The sequence below is a fragment of the Corynebacterium sp. LaCa_205 genome (assembly GCF_057458085.1).
This window is the reverse complement of record NZ_CP190931.1, coordinates 2,249,917-2,266,560: the sequence shown is the minus strand read 5'-3', so window position 1 is coordinate 2,266,560 and position 16,644 is coordinate 2,249,917. Positions and strand designations below refer to the sequence as shown.

Annotated in this window: 13 protein-coding genes and 1 pseudogene; 3 read left to right on the top strand and 11 right to left on the bottom strand. The window is 56.3% G+C overall.

The features are described 5' to 3' along the window. Window positions 1–62: 62 nt before the first annotated feature. The 9 genes and pseudogenes from ACP8J1_RS10865 to ACP8J1_RS10825 all read right to left on the bottom strand — a co-directional run bounded on the left by ACP8J1_RS10865 (window position 63) and on the right by ACP8J1_RS10825 (window position 10,778). Entirely contained in the window at window positions 63–1,292 is a 1,230-nt protein-coding gene (locus tag ACP8J1_RS10865; protein ID WP_023020037.1) for a pyridoxal phosphate-dependent aminotransferase, read from the bottom strand. A 55-nt stretch (window positions 1,293–1,347) separates the two neighbouring features. Next, window positions 1,348–1,950 (bottom strand): DUF1707 SHOCT-like domain-containing protein, encoded by a 603-nt coding sequence (locus ACP8J1_RS10860; RefSeq protein ID WP_034656035.1) that lies wholly within the window; start codon window positions 1,948–1,950, stop codon window positions 1,348–1,350. A 96-nt stretch (window positions 1,951–2,046) separates the two neighbouring features. Beyond that, window positions 2,047–3,321 (bottom strand): cation:proton antiporter, encoded by a 1,275-nt coding sequence (locus ACP8J1_RS10855; protein ID WP_023020035.1) that lies wholly within the window; start codon window positions 3,319–3,321, stop codon window positions 2,047–2,049. A 34-nt stretch (window positions 3,322–3,355) separates the two neighbouring features. Continuing rightward, complete coding sequence (locus ACP8J1_RS10850) at window positions 3,356–6,124, bottom strand: (Fe-S)-binding protein (protein ID WP_023020034.1); 2,769 nt, start codon at window positions 6,122–6,124, stop codon at window positions 3,356–3,358. Window positions 6,125–6,221: 97 nt separating this feature from the next. Further along, on the bottom strand, window positions 6,222–7,118 hold the full coding sequence (locus ACP8J1_RS10845) for an oxygenase MpaB family protein (protein ID WP_051138306.1): 897 nt from the start codon (window positions 7,116–7,118) through the stop codon (window positions 6,222–6,224). Window positions 7,119–7,150: 32 nt separating this feature from the next. Continuing rightward, entirely contained in the window at window positions 7,151–7,384 is a 234-nt protein-coding gene (locus ACP8J1_RS10840) for a hypothetical protein (protein WP_232212560.1), read from the bottom strand. A gap of 387 nt (window positions 7,385–7,771) precedes the next feature. Further along, a pseudogene (locus ACP8J1_RS10835) lies at window positions 7,772–7,918 on the bottom strand (FAD-dependent oxidoreductase); the annotation flags it as partial. A 164-nt stretch (window positions 7,919–8,082) separates the two neighbouring features. Further along, window positions 8,083–9,669 (bottom strand): succinic semialdehyde dehydrogenase, encoded by a 1,587-nt coding sequence (locus tag ACP8J1_RS10830; protein WP_302517599.1) that lies wholly within the window; start codon window positions 9,667–9,669, stop codon window positions 8,083–8,085. 65 nt (window positions 9,670–9,734) lie between these two features. Continuing rightward, a complete protein-coding gene (locus ACP8J1_RS10825; protein WP_023020030.1) occupies window positions 9,735–10,778 on the bottom strand; it encodes an oxygenase MpaB family protein in 1,044 nt (347 codons plus the stop codon). A 436-nt stretch (window positions 10,779–11,214) separates the two neighbouring features. Here ACP8J1_RS10825 and ACP8J1_RS10820 point away from each other — a divergent pair, with 436 nt between their 5' ends. The 3 genes from ACP8J1_RS10820 to ACP8J1_RS10810 are packed head-to-tail and all read left to right on the top strand — an operon-like array spanning window position 11,215 to window position 12,924. Continuing rightward, a complete protein-coding gene (locus tag ACP8J1_RS10820) occupies window positions 11,215–11,790 on the top strand; it encodes a DUF6230 family protein (RefSeq protein ID WP_023020029.1) in 576 nt (191 codons plus the stop codon). Continuing rightward, a complete protein-coding gene (locus ACP8J1_RS10815) occupies window positions 11,780–12,292 on the top strand; it encodes a DUF6114 domain-containing protein (protein ID WP_023020028.1) in 513 nt (170 codons plus the stop codon). Before ACP8J1_RS10820 ends, ACP8J1_RS10815 begins: the two co-directional genes overlap by 11 nt. Before the next feature lie 2 nt (window positions 12,293–12,294). Further along, window positions 12,295–12,924: a hypothetical protein gene (locus tag ACP8J1_RS10810; RefSeq protein ID WP_023020027.1), complete on the top strand. Its 630-nt coding sequence runs from the start codon at window positions 12,295–12,297 to the stop codon at window positions 12,922–12,924. 13 nt (window positions 12,925–12,937) lie between these two features. Here ACP8J1_RS10810 and ACP8J1_RS10805 read toward each other — a convergent pair whose 3' ends face one another. Further along, entirely contained in the window at window positions 12,938–14,875 is a 1,938-nt protein-coding gene (locus ACP8J1_RS10805) for an ABC transporter ATP-binding protein (protein WP_486696699.1), read from the bottom strand. Continuing rightward, the gene (locus ACP8J1_RS10800) at window positions 14,875–16,617 is read right to left on the bottom strand and encodes an ABC transporter ATP-binding protein (RefSeq protein WP_023020025.1); all 1,743 of its coding nucleotides are present in this window, start codon (window positions 16,615–16,617) and stop codon (window positions 14,875–14,877) included. Before ACP8J1_RS10800 ends, ACP8J1_RS10805 begins: the two co-directional genes overlap by 1 nt. Between the last annotated feature and the right edge of the window lie 27 nt (window positions 16,618–16,644).

The window sequence follows — 16,644 nt, the reverse complement described above, 5'->3', positions numbered from 1 at the left end:
TCTTCCCATGCACCATATTGTTATGGATTATTACTATCATTAGCAACTGGCGGGGAAGAAAGCTACTGCTTATAGCTCACCAGGAAGTTGCCAAGGCGCTCAATGGCGTTTTCGATCTGGGATGCCCACGGCAGCGTGACTACGCGGAAGTGATCTGGGTTCGGCCAGTTGAAGCCGGTTCCCTGAACCATGAGGATCTTTTCCGCCTTCAAAATATCCAGCATGAGCTTGGCATCATCATGGATTTCATACACATTCGGATCCAGGCGCGGGAAGAGGTAGAGCGAGCCCATGGGTTTTACCGCGGAAACGCCGGGAATCTCATTGAGCTTCTCGTAGGCGATATTGCGCTGGCGTAAAAGACGCCCGCCGGTACCGGTGAGCTCAAAGATGGACTGCCGGCCACCCAGCGCCACCTGGATAGCGTGCTGCGCCGGTACGTTCGGGCACAGGCGAGTTCCGGCCAGAAGCTCAAGGCCTTCGATGAAGCCACGGGCGTGGTGCTTAGGGCCGGTAAGTACCATCCAGCCGGCGCGGTAGCCGCACACGCGGTAGGCCTTGGAGAGACCGTTAAATGTGATGGTGAGTAGGTCAGGGGCTAGGGAAGCGATGGAGATGTGCTGCGCGCCGTCATAAAGAATGCGGTCATAGATCTCATCGGCCAAGATGAGCAGGTTATGCTCGCGGGCGATGCTGACAATCTTCTGCAGTACTTCGCGCGAGTAGACCGCACCCGTTGGGTTATTCGGGTTAATGACCACGATGGCTTTGGTCTTATCCGTAATCTTGGACTCGATGTCCTCGATGGATGGATTCCAATCATCCTCCTCATCACACAGGTAATGCACTGGGGTGCCACCTGCCAGGGACGTAGCAGCGGTCCACAATGGATAATCCGGTGCCGGGATGAGAACCTCATCGCCGTTATTAAGCAGCGCTTGAGTGGTCATGCTGATGAGCTCGGAGACGCCATTGCCCAAGAAGACATCGTTGATATCGAAGGGTGGGAAATCCTCCAGCTCGTAGCGGGTAACGATGGATCGACGGGCAGGAATGATTCCTTTGGAGGTGGAATAGCCCTGGGAAGTAGGCAGGGCGGCGATCATATCGCGCATGATGACATCGGGTGCTTCGAAGCCGAAGACGGCCGGGTTACCGGTGTTGAGTTTCAAGATGGTGTGACCATCGAGCTCCATGCGTTCCGCTTCCGCAGAGACCTCGCCGCGGATGTCATACGCGACGCCCTTGAGTTTGTCGGATTGGTCAAAGATGCGGTGTTTGGGAGAAGTCATGGGAATATTGTGCCACGATTCACAGCTGCACAAAATGCTTCAACACCGGCGATGACTATTTTTTACTCCACTCGCTGAACTTCCGCTTGGCCAGATCCATGGCTTGGCCGGTAATTTCGCCAGCTTGCATACGGCGATCGGCCCACATCTTTTCCTCGATCATTTTTTGCTGCGCGCGCTCATGCGCCGTGAGAGCGCGAATCTCGCGCAGCTGCTGCCGCTCAACCTGGCGCACGGATGGGGCGTGCCACGAGGAGGGGCCGACCTTGGCGACGTAGAGCATGATCCACAGGATAGGGATGAGTGCGGCTGCCGTGACGCCACCTAACAGTAGCCATGGGTTGCTCATGGTAGCGCTCAAGAAGATCAGCGTGGGGCTTGCTACTGCAAGCACCACAGAGCCGGAGAGAGCAGTCGCAAACTTCGGTTTCTTGCCTGCATTATGGGCGCGCGTGACTTCTCCCCGAGAATAGATCTTGACCTCGTGGGAACCACGCGCCGGAATGTCTTGGAAGACGGGCACGAGGTCTTGGTGGGTGCTGGCGCGCATGACATCGTCCGAGCGGTCCTCGAACTCCTCCATGGTTAACCGGCCTTCACCCACGGCGCGGGCGAGGTCATTGATGGCATCGTTGCGCTCGGAATCGGACAGGCGCAGAGTCCGATTGACAGGGGAAGAACCAAAGTTATTACTCACGTTTTCCAGTCTAGGAAAATTCTGCCCTTCCAGGGACGTGCTCTCAGCGAACGCAGCCTATAGTTCCTTGGATTCAGCGTCAGGGGTCTTCTCGTCCTTCTTTTCTTGCTGGTTTCCGCCCACCAGGCTGGCCAAGAATGGGAAGATGGCGACGGTAAGCGCTCCACCGGAGACGAAGATCGAGGCATTCTCGGCCTCCATGATTCCGGAATTGACCGCCAGGGACGTTACCGCCACGATGATTGGCAGACCGGTAGCGGAATACAAACCTACTTGGAGGCGCTCGCGGAAGGTTTCAATATCAGATCCGGTATGCCCAACATTTTCGCGCAAGAAGACGGGCAGGCCACGCGTCACTAAGATGAGAGCCGGAATGCCCAGTACCTTCCACGGATTATGAGCGATGGTATCCCAGCTAATGCTCATGCCAGAGACCACAAAGAAGACCGGAATAAGCATCGAATAAAACACCACATCGAGGCGGTGTTCTAGGCGGCGGTGGAATTCATCCGGGATAATACGGTTCAAAATGATGCCGGCAGCAAAAGCACCGAGCACAATATCGAGTTCAAAGACTGCGGTAACGGCCATAAGAATGGCCAGAATAAGGATGATAAGACGCAGAATCGTTTGGTTGGTTGAGCCCGCACCAGAGATAAAAGCGGTCTTTACCCAAGGGATCGTTGATGCGATAGCCGCCGGCATGATGGCGACGGCAACGGCGATGATGATGAAGAACAACAAAATGATCATCGTCGTCAGCGTGGAACGAGTACCCAGCAATAGTGCCATTGCGGTAATGGGGGCGACCTCACCAATGGCACCGTGAATCATCACAGAGTTGCCCACCTTGGTGCCCAGAATGCGGTCCTGCTTCAGCATCGGCGTGAGCGTGCCCAGCGCCGTTGAGGTCAGTGCCAAGGCGACCACGATGGCTCCTGGCACGTTATCTACTAGGAAGTAGGCGCCCACTCCACAGGCGAGGGCACAGATTGCCCAAGTGGATAACGCCGTTCCGGCTTCCTTTGTTTTGAGGGTGGAGATTTGAATTTCAAAGCCCGCGAGGAGAAATAACGCTCCCACGCCGAGCTCCTTGAGCATTTCGATGCCTTCGTCCTCGGCGGCTAGTTCAAGCACCGAAGGGCCAATAATCATGCCGAAAATCAGCAAGAGGGCTACCGATGGAAGACGGTGGCCCAACATATAGGAGACCAGCGGCGCCAGCAGGGCCGCGGCCATGATCCAAGCGAAGGAGACGAGGGAGTGTGTATTTTCGGTCGCGCCTGCTGCTAGCAGTAGGGCATCGGTGGGGAGTCCCGCATTAAAATGCATGGACTACAGCGTACGCACCCATGCCCCTGCGCGCCTACTCAGATTCAGGCGGCTGTGGCGCGCTTTCCGACGCCGGCGGTGCCGGAGCTGCAGGCGGAGCCGGCGGCGCAGCTTGTGTGGGCTTCGGGGCTGCAGGTGGCGTCGGTGCCGACGGAGCAGAAGGTGCACTTGGTGCAGGCGCAGCCGGTGCGCTTGGAGCTGCCGGTGCCGCGGGTGCGTTCGGCGGTGTTGGAGCGGCTGGTGCTTTCGGTGCAGGTGCTGCTGGGGCACTCGGTGGGGTAGGCGCGGTCGGTGCTGCGGGAGTTGCCGGTGCTTGGGGAGCTTGCGGTGCAGCTGGCGTTGTCGGTGCTGATGGAGCAGAAGGTGCACTTGGTGCAGGCGCAGCAGGTGCCGCGGGCGCTGCGGGTGCGTTCGGCGGCGTTGGAGCGCTTGGTGGTGTTGGAGCGGCTGGTGCTTGTGGTGCAGGTGCTGCCGGGACACTCGGTGGGGTAGGCGCGGTCGGTGCTGCGGGAGCTGCCGGTGCTTGGGGAGTTTGCGGTGCAGCTGGAGGCGTTGGCGCTGATGGAGTAGAAGGTGCACTTGGCGCAGGCGCAGCCGGTGCCGCAGGGGCGGCGGGCGCGCTTGGTGCCGCGGGTGCGCTGGGAGCTGCCGGGGCCGAGGCGGAGGGGGCGGGAGCGTTAGGAGCGTCGGCAAGCGGGGCATCATTGGTGCCGGTGGACTTCTGGTGGCGCACCGGAGTGGCAAGGAAGGCCTTGGGGTGGGGCTCAGGCAGGGTGCCGGTCTTGTCGAGGGAAATGGAATTGCGCAGCATAACTGCCACGTCATTGACCTTGGTGGTGGGGGCAGAATCCTGCGCCAAGGACTTCACGCCGCCGGTCATCATGACATTACAGAAGGGGCAGCCGGTGGCAATTTCTTCCGCGCCGGTTTCCAAAGCCTGTTCGGTGCGGAAGTCATTGATGCGGGTGCCAAGCTTTTCTTCCATGAACATGCGGGCACCGCCGGCGCCACAGCAGAAGGCCTCGTCGCGGTTCTTGTCCATCTCGCGCAGTTCCACGCCGGTGGCCTCGAGCAGCTCGCGTGGGGGATCGAAGACCTTGTTGTGGCGGCCGAGGAAGCAAGGGTCGTGGTAGGTAATCGGCTTGCGGTTTTCCGGCGTACGCGGCACCGGCTTGAGCAGGCTTTCGCGTACCAGGCGGTTGAGCAGCTGGGTGTGGTGGAAGACGTCGAAATGCCCGTCAAAGTCTGGGTACTCGTTGCGGATGGTGTTAAAGCAGTGCGGGCAAGTGGTGATGATCTTGCGCTGGCCCTCCGGTACGCCGTCGAAGGCGTTGTTGAGGGTCTCCACGTTTTGCTGCGCCATCATCTGGAAAAGGAACTCGTTGCCAGCGCGGCGGGCAGGATCGCCCGTACAGGTCTCGCCGGTGGAGAGGACACCAAACTTCACGCCCGCGGTATGCAGCAGGTCTACGACCGCACGGGTGGTGCGGCGGCCGTCGTCATCATAGGCGCCGGCGCAGCCCACCCAGAGCAGGTATTCCATATCGGAGAAATCGGCCTCGTCCTCACCGATGATGGGCACGTCGATGCCATCGGCGCGGGCCTCATCGATCCAGGCGCGGCGCTCAGAATTATTCCGGCCCCACGGGTTGCCCTTGTTTTCCATGTTCTTGAATAGGCCGGTGAGCTCAGATGGGAAGTCAGATTCAGCGAGCACCTTGAAGCGGCGCAGGTCTGCGATGTGGTCGATGTGCTCAATATCGGTAGGACACTGATCCACGCACGCACCACAGTTGGTACAAGACCACAGCACATCATCATCGATAACGCCGGCCATGGACAGTACATCCAAGCCCTCGTGCGGGTTGTAGTTATCCAGCGCTCCCTGGCGCAGGTCCATCATGAGCTTTTTGGGGCTCAGTGGCTTCTCGGTATTCCAGGCTGGGCATAGCTCCTGGCAGCGACCACACTCGGTACATGAAGTGGAATCCAGCAGCATCTTCCAGCTGCCTGGTGTGATGTCCTCTTCCAAATCCGGGGTGGGCAAGGACTGCAGTGCCTTTTCACCGGTGGCATTGCGTTGGAAGAAAATATTGAAAAAGCTGGTGAAGCGGTGCCACATGACGCCCCACTGGAAATTGCGGGAGATAAAGACGATAAACAGCATGCCGGACAGCAGCTTGAACAGGGCGAAGAAGCTCACCAGGGCCGGTGACTCGGGGAAGAGCTTGGCCAAGTGGATACTCAAGAAATCCGCCCAGGCGGAACCGCCGCCGTAGGTGGCGATCTTGGTGGACTTCACCAAGATCATGCCGAGGCCCTCGGAAAAGACGATGAACTCTACCCAGCGTGCGGAGGCGGTCTGGGAGTTGAAGAAGCGGCTGCCACGCTCGGTATCGCCGAGCTTGAGGCGCACACCGATGAGGAAGCCAATGCCGAGCACCGTCGCGATGCCCAAGACTTCTTCCACAAAGTGGTAGACCGGCCAGTGGCTGAGCCACGGCCAGCCCTTATTCGGTGCGAAGGTTTGGATATAGGCCTCGAACCACACCAGGATGCCGAAAAGGAAGCCCACCATCACCAGCCAGTGGGCGGCATTGACTAGAGGTTTTCCCTTGAAATGGGAGTGGCCAAAGACCTCTGCAATCACGCGCCATAAACGCTTGCCTATATTATCGGTGCGTTTGAGCTGGGTAGGCCCGCCCGAGCGGATGAACTTGAAGAGGGCCCATACGCGGGTGAAAAAGTACAACCACACCGGAATCGATGCGGCTATAGCGATCCAACCGAACACGGTGGTCATGCGTGCTCCTTTAAAACTGATGCTCCACGTTTCTCTCTACCTTAAAGCCTAGGGCTGGAAATCAGAGAGTCTGCATTCAGTGCGGAGGCGTGACGTCCTAATAACGAAAGCCGCCCTCAGCCTCTGCGCGATCGAACGCACGAGAAGCGATAGGCACCATACGCAGCTTTCGGGGCAGTACTGAGAATGCGACTCTGACGCTGCGAGAGAAAAGCTTGAGCCTGCGCGCGTCCTTCTTAGTCCACTCCCAACCCAGTTTGTTTCGCAGCTTGTCAGGAATGAGACCAATAGCTACCCACAACAAGAGGCGTGAAGCATATGGAGAAATAGGGCGCCACAGCCAGTTAGGGACTTTGGGATCAGGGCTGTCTAGTGTCAACCCATTGATAATGCGAGAACGCTCAATGGTTTCGCTTATTGAGAGCTCATCGATCATGCGATCCATGTATTTTTCATACTCGGCATATGACTTAGGTGCATCATCGGGTTCAGCGACGCCATAGAAGCTGTACCAAGTCCGAGTCTCCTGGAATAAACGCTCGCGCTCCTCGCTGCTCAGAGGGTTCATGAAATTGCCCGCCAAGGCATATGGCATAGCAGCGAAAGTGGCGTGCGCCCAGTAATAGACCTCAGGGTTTAGAGGGTGGTAGCGACTTCCATCGGGGTGAGTTCCCTTAATGTCTTTGTGAAAATCACGAATCATGATGCCAACTTCTGGGCCCTCATAAACTGTTCGAATAATTGGGAACGCAGAGCGGACCAAGCGGGCTACCTCATTGTCAAAGACATTGGAGTGCTGGACCAGGGAACGGCTAATGTCGCGGTGTGCAATTTGGAGAAGTCCGGCGGACAGAGCGACGAAAGCGGAACGCCAATCACCAAAACGCTGCCACAGTAAAGAATCTGGACCAAGCTCTGGGAGTTCCGGCTGGCTTGGATGGGCCGTGGAGTCAACGAAAGTAGTGCTGGTGGGATTGCTCAGGTTAGTCATCATGCCTCCTTGAGGGCGGTAGCTTTATTGCGCTGTTAGGTAGTGGAAGAGACGGTCTGGGCGTCATAGTTGCTAGCAGTTGTAAATGCGTGCGCGCCGGCGTCGAATCCTGCAAGGGTAGTTCGTATGCCGCGGACGGTACCCGGCTGAACTAGCCACTTATCGTGCTTTACAGTCAGTGCGCCTGGACCGCGAATCTCCAATTGGCGTACGTATCGACGGCAGTGATCAGCGCGCGCTTCTACTGCTGCGAGTGGATGCCGCTTCAAGTAAGAATCCTGTGGCACTGGCCCATCAACGAATAAAGTATTGGGAAGCCCCAGTACCTCAATTCCGTGATGAAGATATAAGTCATCGATCTTGGTATGCGGCCGTCCTGGAACTGAAATCCATGGTGAACTTTCTCCGGTAGCTCGGATAAGAACATCAAAAGATCGGGATTCAAGTCCCGATTCTCCACTGTAGGAAACGGTCCAGTGACCTTCTTCAGCATCGAATTCTGCTGCCGTTACCTCTGTTGAGCCGCGGAATATGGCACCGCTCGCTTCGACGGCAGCTTCGAGGTGCTGCGAAATCGACGCCGGTGACCCATCGGTTCTGGTCAGTCGAAGGTACGGGGTGCGAAAATGAAAAGACCGAGAGACCCTTGGCGCATTAGGCGAGGTGAACTGACCTCCGATCTCCGAGTTCTTATCAAAAAGTGTCGTGTCGAATCCGGCGAATGCGCACTCAGAGGCGGCAGCGCATCCTGTCACCCCGGCTCCAATCACGGCAACGGTTGGTCGACGGTAGGGCTTGAACATTACTGTTCCTTTCGAGGTTGCAACGGTAGGGTGCGGAACCTTTCGTATCGAGTAGTGGATTTGGGGGGTTAAACTATCGCGGGATGATATGTGATGATACACACATTTATTGTTGATGTGAAGCGCAGCACACAAAATGTGTAGTTGTGTGATGTCTTGGGATGCTAGGGAAGAAAACGGAGAAACCTACCTAGGCGAAGGGCAGCGGTCATAAGGCTGCCGTAGAACCGGCGTGGTAGCCACCGCGGATCTCGCATCGGCATAATTCGCTGGGCGGAAATGTTCTTGGCCTCTGTGTACTTTGTCAGGCCTTCTTCACCATGGCGGCGAGCTACACCGGATTCTTTTACTCCTCCCAGTGGGGTAGAAATTGATGCCCACGTCGCGGCGTAACCGTCATTAATGGTGACACCTCCGGCGTCTATTCGTTCTGCGATGTCGCGCGCAGTCTCCGGCTTGCCAAACACGGATGCGTTTAGTCCATACGAGGTTTCATTTGCCAGGAAAATTGCCTCATCGATGTCACGAACTCGTTGGACAAAAACTACTGGTCCAAAGACTTCCTGGGTTGCCAATTTGATGTCCGCGCCCACATTGGTCAGAACAGTGGGTTCGAAATGATATGGACCGATGTCTGGTCGGGGCTTTCCGCCTGTAAGGACAGTTGCTCCTTTTGCTCTTGCATCATCAACCAATCCTTGCACTCGGTCCAGTTGCTCCGGACCGATCAAAGAGCCCATAGTGTAACCCCAATTCAGTCCCTTGCCTAAGACGATGGATTCCGTGGCTCTTTGAAAGGCTCTTAAGAATTCATCATAGATGGACTCAGGAACATATATTCGCTCGATGGATACACAGAGTTGTCCAGAATTGGAAAAGCAGGCCGTGGCTATGGTGTCAATATGCTTTTCGATGTCTGCATCGGGAGCAATAATCATCGGGTTTTTACCGCCAAGTTCAGCGGAGTACCCTACGAGCCGCTCACCCACCGTTTTTCCTAAAATCTTGCCGGTTTGGGTAGAGCCTGTGAACATGAGGTAATCGCACTTCTGTGAGATGGCACCACCTACAACTTCCCCAGAGCCCGTGACGATTTGTAGAACATCATGGGGAAGACCCGCCTCTTGGAGTAGGCGGAGAGAAATGAGATTTGAAAAGGGCGTGGACCAATCTGGTTTCGCTACCACTGCGTTTCCTGCAATTAGGGCTGCAATGGCATCAGAAATCCCTAGGGCGAGAGGATAGTTCCAAGGGCTAATCTGGCCCACGACTCCCTTGGGGAGCCTTTGTAGAGAAGTGCTGGTAATTAGGGGGAACGCCCCCGGCCGCTTAACGGTCGGTAGCAGTTTAGGGGCAATGTTGGCGTAGTAGCGTGCATTGTTAAGCACGTCGAGCACCTCGTCGTATGCAGCGGTGCGATCCTTGCCAGTTTCTAGCTGGATGAAATCCGCAAGGAGTTCTCGGTGCTTTCCCACAAGGCGGTGGAATCGCCGGAAAATCTTCACTCGGTCTTTGACGTCAAGTTCTGCCCAACCTTTTTGAGCTTTGCGGGCACGCAGAAAGGCTTCATCAACATCTGCGTCGGTTCCCGTTCCAACCCAGCCAAGTTCTTCATCAAAGAGCGGCGAGTTAACGGCATGGTGTTCACTGCTATCTAAGGAGCCGGTAGCGAAGTTTGTAGATAGTTGCTGCAGCTCCGATAAAAGGTCCTGAGGTAAGGGTCGTTCTTCCAGGCGGTGTGGTAATGGCATGAAAAGCTACTCCAGAAAGCTAAAGGTTCGTGAGCTGGTCTGCTCACGAACCCGGTGTGGATGAATTAGAACGGGCAGCCTGCAGCGCGGCGCGCTGCAACTGCGTCATTAGAATCGCCTTCGGCATTCGGTTTAGCCGTATCGGAAGCCTCGGCGGCTTCATTCTTGGGCTGGTAGGCCTGAATGGTCTTAGGCTCCTTGTATTTGCCCTCGATCATGCCGTTTTTGATCATTAGTGAGCGGCCCGGTTCCATGAAGCGCTTGTCCTCGGGGAGGAGAGTGAAAACCTTTCGAATAGCCTTAGCTATGCGATCGAAGCGCTTTTGGTCTCGCGAGGTCCATTCCAGATCTAGAATCCGGCGATACTTTTCTGGCAGGGTGCCAATAGTGAGCCAGATAGTGCTGCGCATGATCGGCTTCCAGATAATTTTCCACAACCGAGGCGGGACACCATCGGGGGCCTTGACTGGTTCTACACGAGCTGTGCGCAGCGCGAAGTCGACCGTCTCGTTGCGCTCAAGCACGTTTTCAACCATGTCATCCATATAGGCGACGAGATCGTCATAGTTGTCAATGACTGGGCGCTCAGACATGCCGTACTTATCCCACCACGTCACGCCTTCGCGGACCAGTTGATCGCGCTCAGCCTTGGTGAAAGGCGTGCCAAATAGATCCTGTGCATAAATAACGCGATAGACAAAGGTGGCGTGAGCCCACCAGTAAGTTTCCGGATTGAGGGAGTGGTATCGCTCGCCGCTTTGCAGGGTTCCTTTGATAGTCACGTGATAATCGCGGATGCGCTCGGCTAAGTCTCCATCGTCGTAGATGGACTGAATGATTTGCGGTGTGGAGCGTTGAAGGCGTGCGAAGGGCTCGTCAAAAAACTTGGAGTGGTCGAGCAGTGATTGTCCGATGGCCGGGTGCATATTCTGCAAAATTCCGGTGTACCCGCGCAAGAGCTGTAGGCGGTTGTCTGAGCCCCATTTCCAAAGCAGGGAGTCAGGACCTAATGGGGCACGGCGCAGCTTGCGCTTAGATTCGTTGTTAGCAGTGTCCTGGCTAGATTGACTAATTTCAGGAGAATTTTTGGAATCAGGCAAGTTAGACATTGGAAAGCCCTCTCTAAATGTTAACTATGGAATGTTGTGTAGCGTATCACACACAGAGGGTTCCATGTTGCGTGAAGCACAAACTGGTACCGAGGGGCATGTTATTGGGGTGGACGAGACCTGTGGGGGTGTGCTCTTCCGAGCTGGGGGTTTATTGCGACCGATCTCGCTTCCGTTTCAAAGTTCCGAAAGCGAAGGGGCGTGCTTATTTATTAGATGGTTTGGTGAATTATGTAATTGGGAGCGCAAGATTGTGTCCCACGTCTCAGCTTGTGTTAGAATGTGAAAAATTACTAGTAAAGGCAATTTTGAGCTAGCTGTGTGATTGTCTTAATGGTCACGTGGCTTCTTGGCACAATGGAGATCTTCAGAGCAGCGAGAGCGGCGGGAAGCCTTAGCTCTGCATAGGTTATTTTTGTTAGAGAAAGGTCCCTTCATGGGCAGAATAAGCATTCCAAAATTTGCGGTGGCGCTGACTGCTGGGTTGGCGGCTTTTGGTGTAACCGGATTTGCGGTAGCGCAAGGTGGTTTGACTGCAAACCTGGCCCTTTCAGGTACTTTTTTTAAAGTCTCCATGAGTCACTTGGAAGGCGAGGGGCTGTCTATCTTTGTGGACAAGGACGATATGGCTAAGGAAACAGTTCCTGCAGCGCGTTTGAAGTTCGAGCATGCCTTGGCTTCAAATCTTTGCTTGTCGGCGACGATTCCAGACGTTCCTGGCGTCGGCGAGACCACTCTTGCGTTGCGAGCCGAAGGTGATAACAGTGTTGAGGTGCGAAACCTGCTGGTTGGGGCAACGGACATCAAGGGTCAACTAGATCTGACCAATGCCAACGTGGGTATTGATGCGCACCAAGTAAATGATCGCGCAGCACCTGGCGCGTGGGGACTGAACTCCGAAAAGGTGGTATTGAGCGCAGATGACATCCGCACCACCTCCGTGGGGGCTGAAAAGCTTTCTGCAAAGGGCGTAAACGTGGATGTAAAGAGAGGACACGAGAATGGCTGCTAGTTCTTCGCAAGAAGAAACCCTCAGCATGCCGGTGGTAGAGGACAAAGACAAGGTCTCTGACAGTGATGTCCAATCTGGATTGCAAGAAGAGACCGTGGAAGAAGGAAATCTTGGCGAGGAAAAGCGTGGAAGGTGGGAGCGCTTTAAAATTTGGCGGAAAAAACGTCCTTTCGCTGGCGGGCTTTTATTAATTCTTTCCGGGGTAGTTATCGCCGCCCCTGCCTATATAACGATCCATATTTCGGATCTACTGGTGATGATCTCTACCGTTTCCGGTGTTTCTACCCTGCTCATCGGTGCCCTACTTATCATGTTTGGTTTAGGGGCTTGGTTTAGGCAGGAAACGGCAACCTACGTTGGCGTGCTGGGAATTCTAGTTGCAATCGTTGCTTTGCCGACCTCCAATATTGGAGGGTTTGTTATCGGCTCGCTCTTGGGGATAATCGGCGGCGCACTCACCTTTGCTTGGCAGCCTAGAGAACGGGGAAGGGTAAAGGGCTGAGTATGGGCACCCAATCTTTCAAACAGTTGTTGTCCCATTCGTCGCTTGCTCTAAAGACTAGCGCGGCCGTTGTGGTGTGCTCCGCAGCAGTTGTGTGCGCCGTAAGCGACCCGGAGGAATCCAGTGCCCAAGAAGCTTTGGCTTTAGCCCAGTCGGAGCACAGCATCGTCACCGCAGACAAGGTCACACTGACTGGCAACGTACGCGCTTCGCTTGTGACTGTGCCTTCCGTGAATGGTGAAGAGCGAGCCTTGAAACTCGTGGGTGACAAGTTGGTGGCACGCGGACTTTCTTTGACTCTTCCTGGCGCTACGGGGCAGGGAAAATTGACTACTGGCGACGCCGAGACAACCGTGACGGATGGTCCGGTCACGGTTCTCGCTTCGGGACTGAGGGCCACCCCTGCTGTTGAAAATACGCCAACAATTCCGGTGGACATTGATCTAGGGGCCGAAAACGTCAACGATGTGCTCGACCAACTGGGGGTGCCCAAGCCACACTCAGTTCCGGACGCTAACATTCCTGACCCCCTCATGGATCACATTGCGCTCGAGGACGTCACCATGGAGCTGGTGAACCTCACCGGCCATAAGTTCAACGCTCCCCGAGTTCAATTGAATATAGGCGGGTAGCAGCTCGCAGCCTTTAGCCTTGGGCGAACTGGGATTGATGCAGGCGCCAGTACGCCCCCTGGGCATTGAGCAGATCGTCGTGCGAGCCCTGTTCAACGATGGTGCCGTTTTCCATGACGAGGATGAGATCGGCATCGCGAATAGTAGACAAGCGGTGGGCGATGACGAAGGAGGTGCGATCTGCGCGCAGTGCGTTCATCGCTTCTTGGACGAGTACCTCAGTGCGGGTATCGACCGAAGAGGTGGCTTCGTCGAGAATGAGCAGCGCGGGCTGGGCCAAAAACGCACGGGCAATGGTGATGAGCTGGCGCTCGCCGGCCGAGATGGCGCCGCCGTCTTGATCGATAATGGTGTCGTAGCCCTCGGGCAGCGCGTGGACGAAGCGGTCCACATAAGTCGCTTTAGCTGCGGCGATGACTTCCTCATCCGTCGCGTCCAAGCGGCCGTAGCGAATGTTGTCCATGATCGACCCTTTGAAAAGCACGGCGTCCTGGAGCACCATGCCCACCTGGGAGCGCAGCGTCTGGCGGGGCATGCGGGCGATGTCGTGCCCGTCAATGAGAATCTGACCGCCGTCTACTTCATAAAAGCGCATCAGCAGGTTGACCAAGGTTGTTTTGCCGGCTCCGGTGGGGCCGACAATGGCCGCGGTCTGGCCGGGCTCCACGCGCAGGTTGAGGCCGGTGATGAGTTCTTTATCCTCCGAGTAGGAGAAATCAACGTCTTGGAACTCAACGAGTCCGTGGGCGCGGCCGGGGAGGTCCTCGTCGGTGGTGTCAGGGGCTTGTTCTTCGGCGTCGAGAAGCTCAAAGACGCGTTCGGCCGAGGCCACGCCGGATTGGACCTGCTGCATCATGCCACCAAGCTGGCCCAGCGGCTGGTTGAACTCGCGAGAATACTGGATGAAAGCAGTGGCTGCGCCCAAAGTCATGTGGCCATTAGCCACGCGCAGGCCACCCAAGACCGCGATGGCAACGTAGGACAGATAGGACAGGAACTGCATGATTGGCATCATGCTGCCGGAGAGGAATTGTGCTTTTGCCGCGGAGCGGTAAAGCTCTTCGTTGCGCTTATCAAATTCCTCCGTCATTGCTTCTGTGCGGCCGAAGACGATGGCAAGGTCATGGCCGGAGAAGGATTCCTCTACCTGGCCATTGAGCTGTCCGGTAGAGCGCCATTGCGTTTTGAATTGGCGCTGTGAGCGGCCGCCGATGACCCCGATGACTAGTGCGGTAAGCGGCAGAGCTAGGAGAGCAACCAGCGCGAGCTGCCAGGAAACACTAAACATCATGATGGTGATGCCAATGACCAAAAGCGCGTTATAAAACAGTTGCGAGAGTGCTTGCTGCAGGGCCTGCTGTACGTTGTCGATGTCATTAGTGGTGCGCGAGAGGATATCGCCGCGTTGCTGGGAATCAAAGTAGTTCAGCGGCAGCGTGTTCACCTTCGCTTCAACGCGCTCACGCAGGTCAAATACGGTATCCATGCTCACTTTGTTGAGAATGGCCCCCTGCCACCATTGGAAGCCGGAAGAGACGATATACATTGCGATAACGACAATGATGAGCGTACCCAAGCGGTGAAAGTCAATGCCTTCGCCCGGGATGAAATCCATGGCGGAGGCCATGTCTGCGAAGCGGTCCTGTCCTTGCGCACGCATGCCATCGATAGCTTGTTGGGCGGTTATATCGGCGGGAAGGTTACGGGAGATAACTCCGGCGAAGATGACATCCATGGCCTTGCCCATGACCTTGGGTGCCACAACTGCCAAAAAGATACAGACAATATTCATCGCTGCTACGGCCCACAGGCGACGCTTGTATGGGGCAAGCAAGGAAAAAAGGCGCTTGATGGAGGGCCAAAAATTCTTGGCTTGGCGCGGAGCAGATTCGCCCATGGGGCCGGTGGAGTGCTCCGTGGACTCGGCGGTGGAGGCGGTATTTTCAGCCATTAGTTCGCGCCTCCTGCAGCAGCGGCGGTTTCTTGGGAATCAACAATTTCTTGGTAAACGGCGCAACGCCCAAGGAGCTCCTCGTGCGTGCCGCGGTCAACAATGCGGCCGGCATCGAGTACCAGGATTTGGTCGGCATCGCGAATGGATGCCACGCGCTGGGCGACGATTATGCTGGTCACCGGTTGCTCACGCTTAGCGAAGGAAGCCTGCATTGCGGCGCGTACCTTGGCGTCGGTAGCCACGTCCAGCGCGGAAAAGGAATCATCAAAGAGGTAAACCAGCGGGCGGGCAACTAACATGCGTGCGATGGATAGGCGTTGGCGCTGGCCGCCGGAGACATTGGTGCCGCCTTGAGCGATAAGCATGTCTAGGTCCTCCACGAAATCAGCCTGGGCTACGCGCAGCGACTCCCAGAGCTCCTCATCGGTGGCTTCGGGGCGGCCAAGGCGCAGGTTCGAGGCCACCGTCCCACTAAACAGGTAGGCCTTTTGCGGGACTAGGGACACGCGCTGGACGATGTCCTGGCGAGCCAGAGAGGTGGTAGGGGTGGCGTCGATAAGCACCTGGCCTTCCGTCGGAACGTATAGGCGCGGGATCAGGGAAATGAGGGTGGTTTTGCCCGAGCCGGTCGAACCGATGATGGCCGTAGTGGTGCCGGGCTGGGCGGTAAAGGAAATATTTTCTAGCACTGGCGCATCCGCACCAGAATAGGAAAAGCCCACGTTGCGGAATTCCACCGTGCCCGTGGCCGTGTCCGGGGTAGTTGTAGTGCTAGGCGGAGTAATGGATGGTTCGTGTTTGAGGACCTCGGTAATGCGGCGTGCACAGATAATGGCGCGGGGCAGCATCATCGCCATGAAGGTACCCATCATGACTGCGGCCAGGATCTGGAGCAAATATTGCAAGAACGCCGTGAGCGAGCCGACGTTGACTAGCCCGTCATCCACGCGGTGACCGCCAAACCACAGCACCGCGCCCGTGGCCACGTTGAGGATCACCGTAATGAGCGGGAACATCACCACGAAAAGGCGGCCAATGTTCAGGGACAGGCGGGTAATTTCCTTATTGGCTTGGGTAAATCGCTCGGTTTCATAGGCCTCACGCACGAAGGCGCGCACCACGCGAATGCCGGTAATTTGCTCGCGCAGGGTGCCATTGATGGCATCCAGCTTGTCCTGCATGATGCGAAAGAGTGGCATGAGACGGGCAATGATGACGGAAATCGTGCCGAGCAATACTGCCACGGACACCCACACCAGCCAGGACAGCCCGGCGTCTTCGCGCATGGCCATGATGATGCCGCCGATGGACATGATAGGCGCGGTCACCATGAAGTTGAGCATCATCATATAGACCATTTGCACCTGCTGGACGTCATTGGTGCCACGGGTGATAAGCGTAGGCGTGCCAAAGCGGCTCATGTCCTCAGTAGATAGGGAATTAACGTGGCGAAAAACTTGGCTGCGTAAATCTCTGCCTACGCCCATGGCGGTGCGGCTGCCGCACCATACGGCGCCAATGGCGGTGATGACTTGGGCAAAAGCAACGGCAAGCATGATCCCACCGGTGTGCCAAATGAAATCCACATCGCCTTGGGCCACGCCTTCATCAATGATCTTGGCATTCAGCGATGGGAGGTACAGCGTGGCAGCTGTTGACAAGGCCTGCAGGACAAGTACCGCGATGAAATACGGCGTATACGGCGCCGACCGTGTAATGAGAATGCGAACCAGATCCATAGACTCGCGCCCCTTTCCTTGCCGTGG

What these genes read in the sequence shown, in the direction of transcription:
- ACP8J1_RS10865 (WP_023020037.1), bottom strand. Translation starts at nt 1,292, where the DNA reads ATGACTTCTCCCAAACACCGCATCTTTGACCAATCCGACAAACTCAAG.
- ACP8J1_RS10855 (WP_023020035.1), bottom strand. Translation starts at nt 3,321, where the DNA reads ATGCATTTTAATGCGGGACTCCCCACCGATGCCCTACTGCTAGCAGCA.
- ACP8J1_RS10850 (WP_023020034.1), bottom strand. Translation starts at nt 6,124, where the DNA reads ATGACCACCGTGTTCGGTTGGATCGCTATAGCCGCATCGATTCCGGTG.
- ACP8J1_RS10845 (WP_051138306.1), bottom strand. Translation starts at nt 7,118, where the DNA reads ATGATGACTAACCTGAGCAATCCCACCAGCACTACTTTCGTTGACTCC.
- ACP8J1_RS10830 (WP_302517599.1), bottom strand. Translation starts at nt 9,669, where the DNA reads ATGCCATTACCACACCGCCTGGAAGAACGACCCTTACCTCAGGACCTT.
- ACP8J1_RS10825 (WP_023020030.1), bottom strand. Translation starts at nt 10,778, where the DNA reads ATGTCTAACTTGCCTGATTCCAAAAATTCTCCTGAAATTAGTCAATCT.
- ACP8J1_RS10820 (WP_023020029.1), top strand. Translation starts at nt 11,215, where the DNA reads ATGGGCAGAATAAGCATTCCAAAATTTGCGGTGGCGCTGACTGCTGGG.
- ACP8J1_RS10815 (WP_023020028.1), top strand. Translation starts at nt 11,780, where the DNA reads ATGGCTGCTAGTTCTTCGCAAGAAGAAACCCTCAGCATGCCGGTGGTA.
- ACP8J1_RS10810 (WP_023020027.1), top strand. Translation starts at nt 12,295, where the DNA reads ATGGGCACCCAATCTTTCAAACAGTTGTTGTCCCATTCGTCGCTTGCT.
- ACP8J1_RS10805 (WP_486696699.1), bottom strand. Translation starts at nt 14,875, where the DNA reads ATGGCTGAAAATACCGCCTCCACCGCCGAGTCCACGGAGCACTCCACC.
- ACP8J1_RS10800 (WP_023020025.1), bottom strand. Translation starts at nt 16,617, where the DNA reads ATGGATCTGGTTCGCATTCTCATTACACGGTCGGCGCCGTATACGCCG.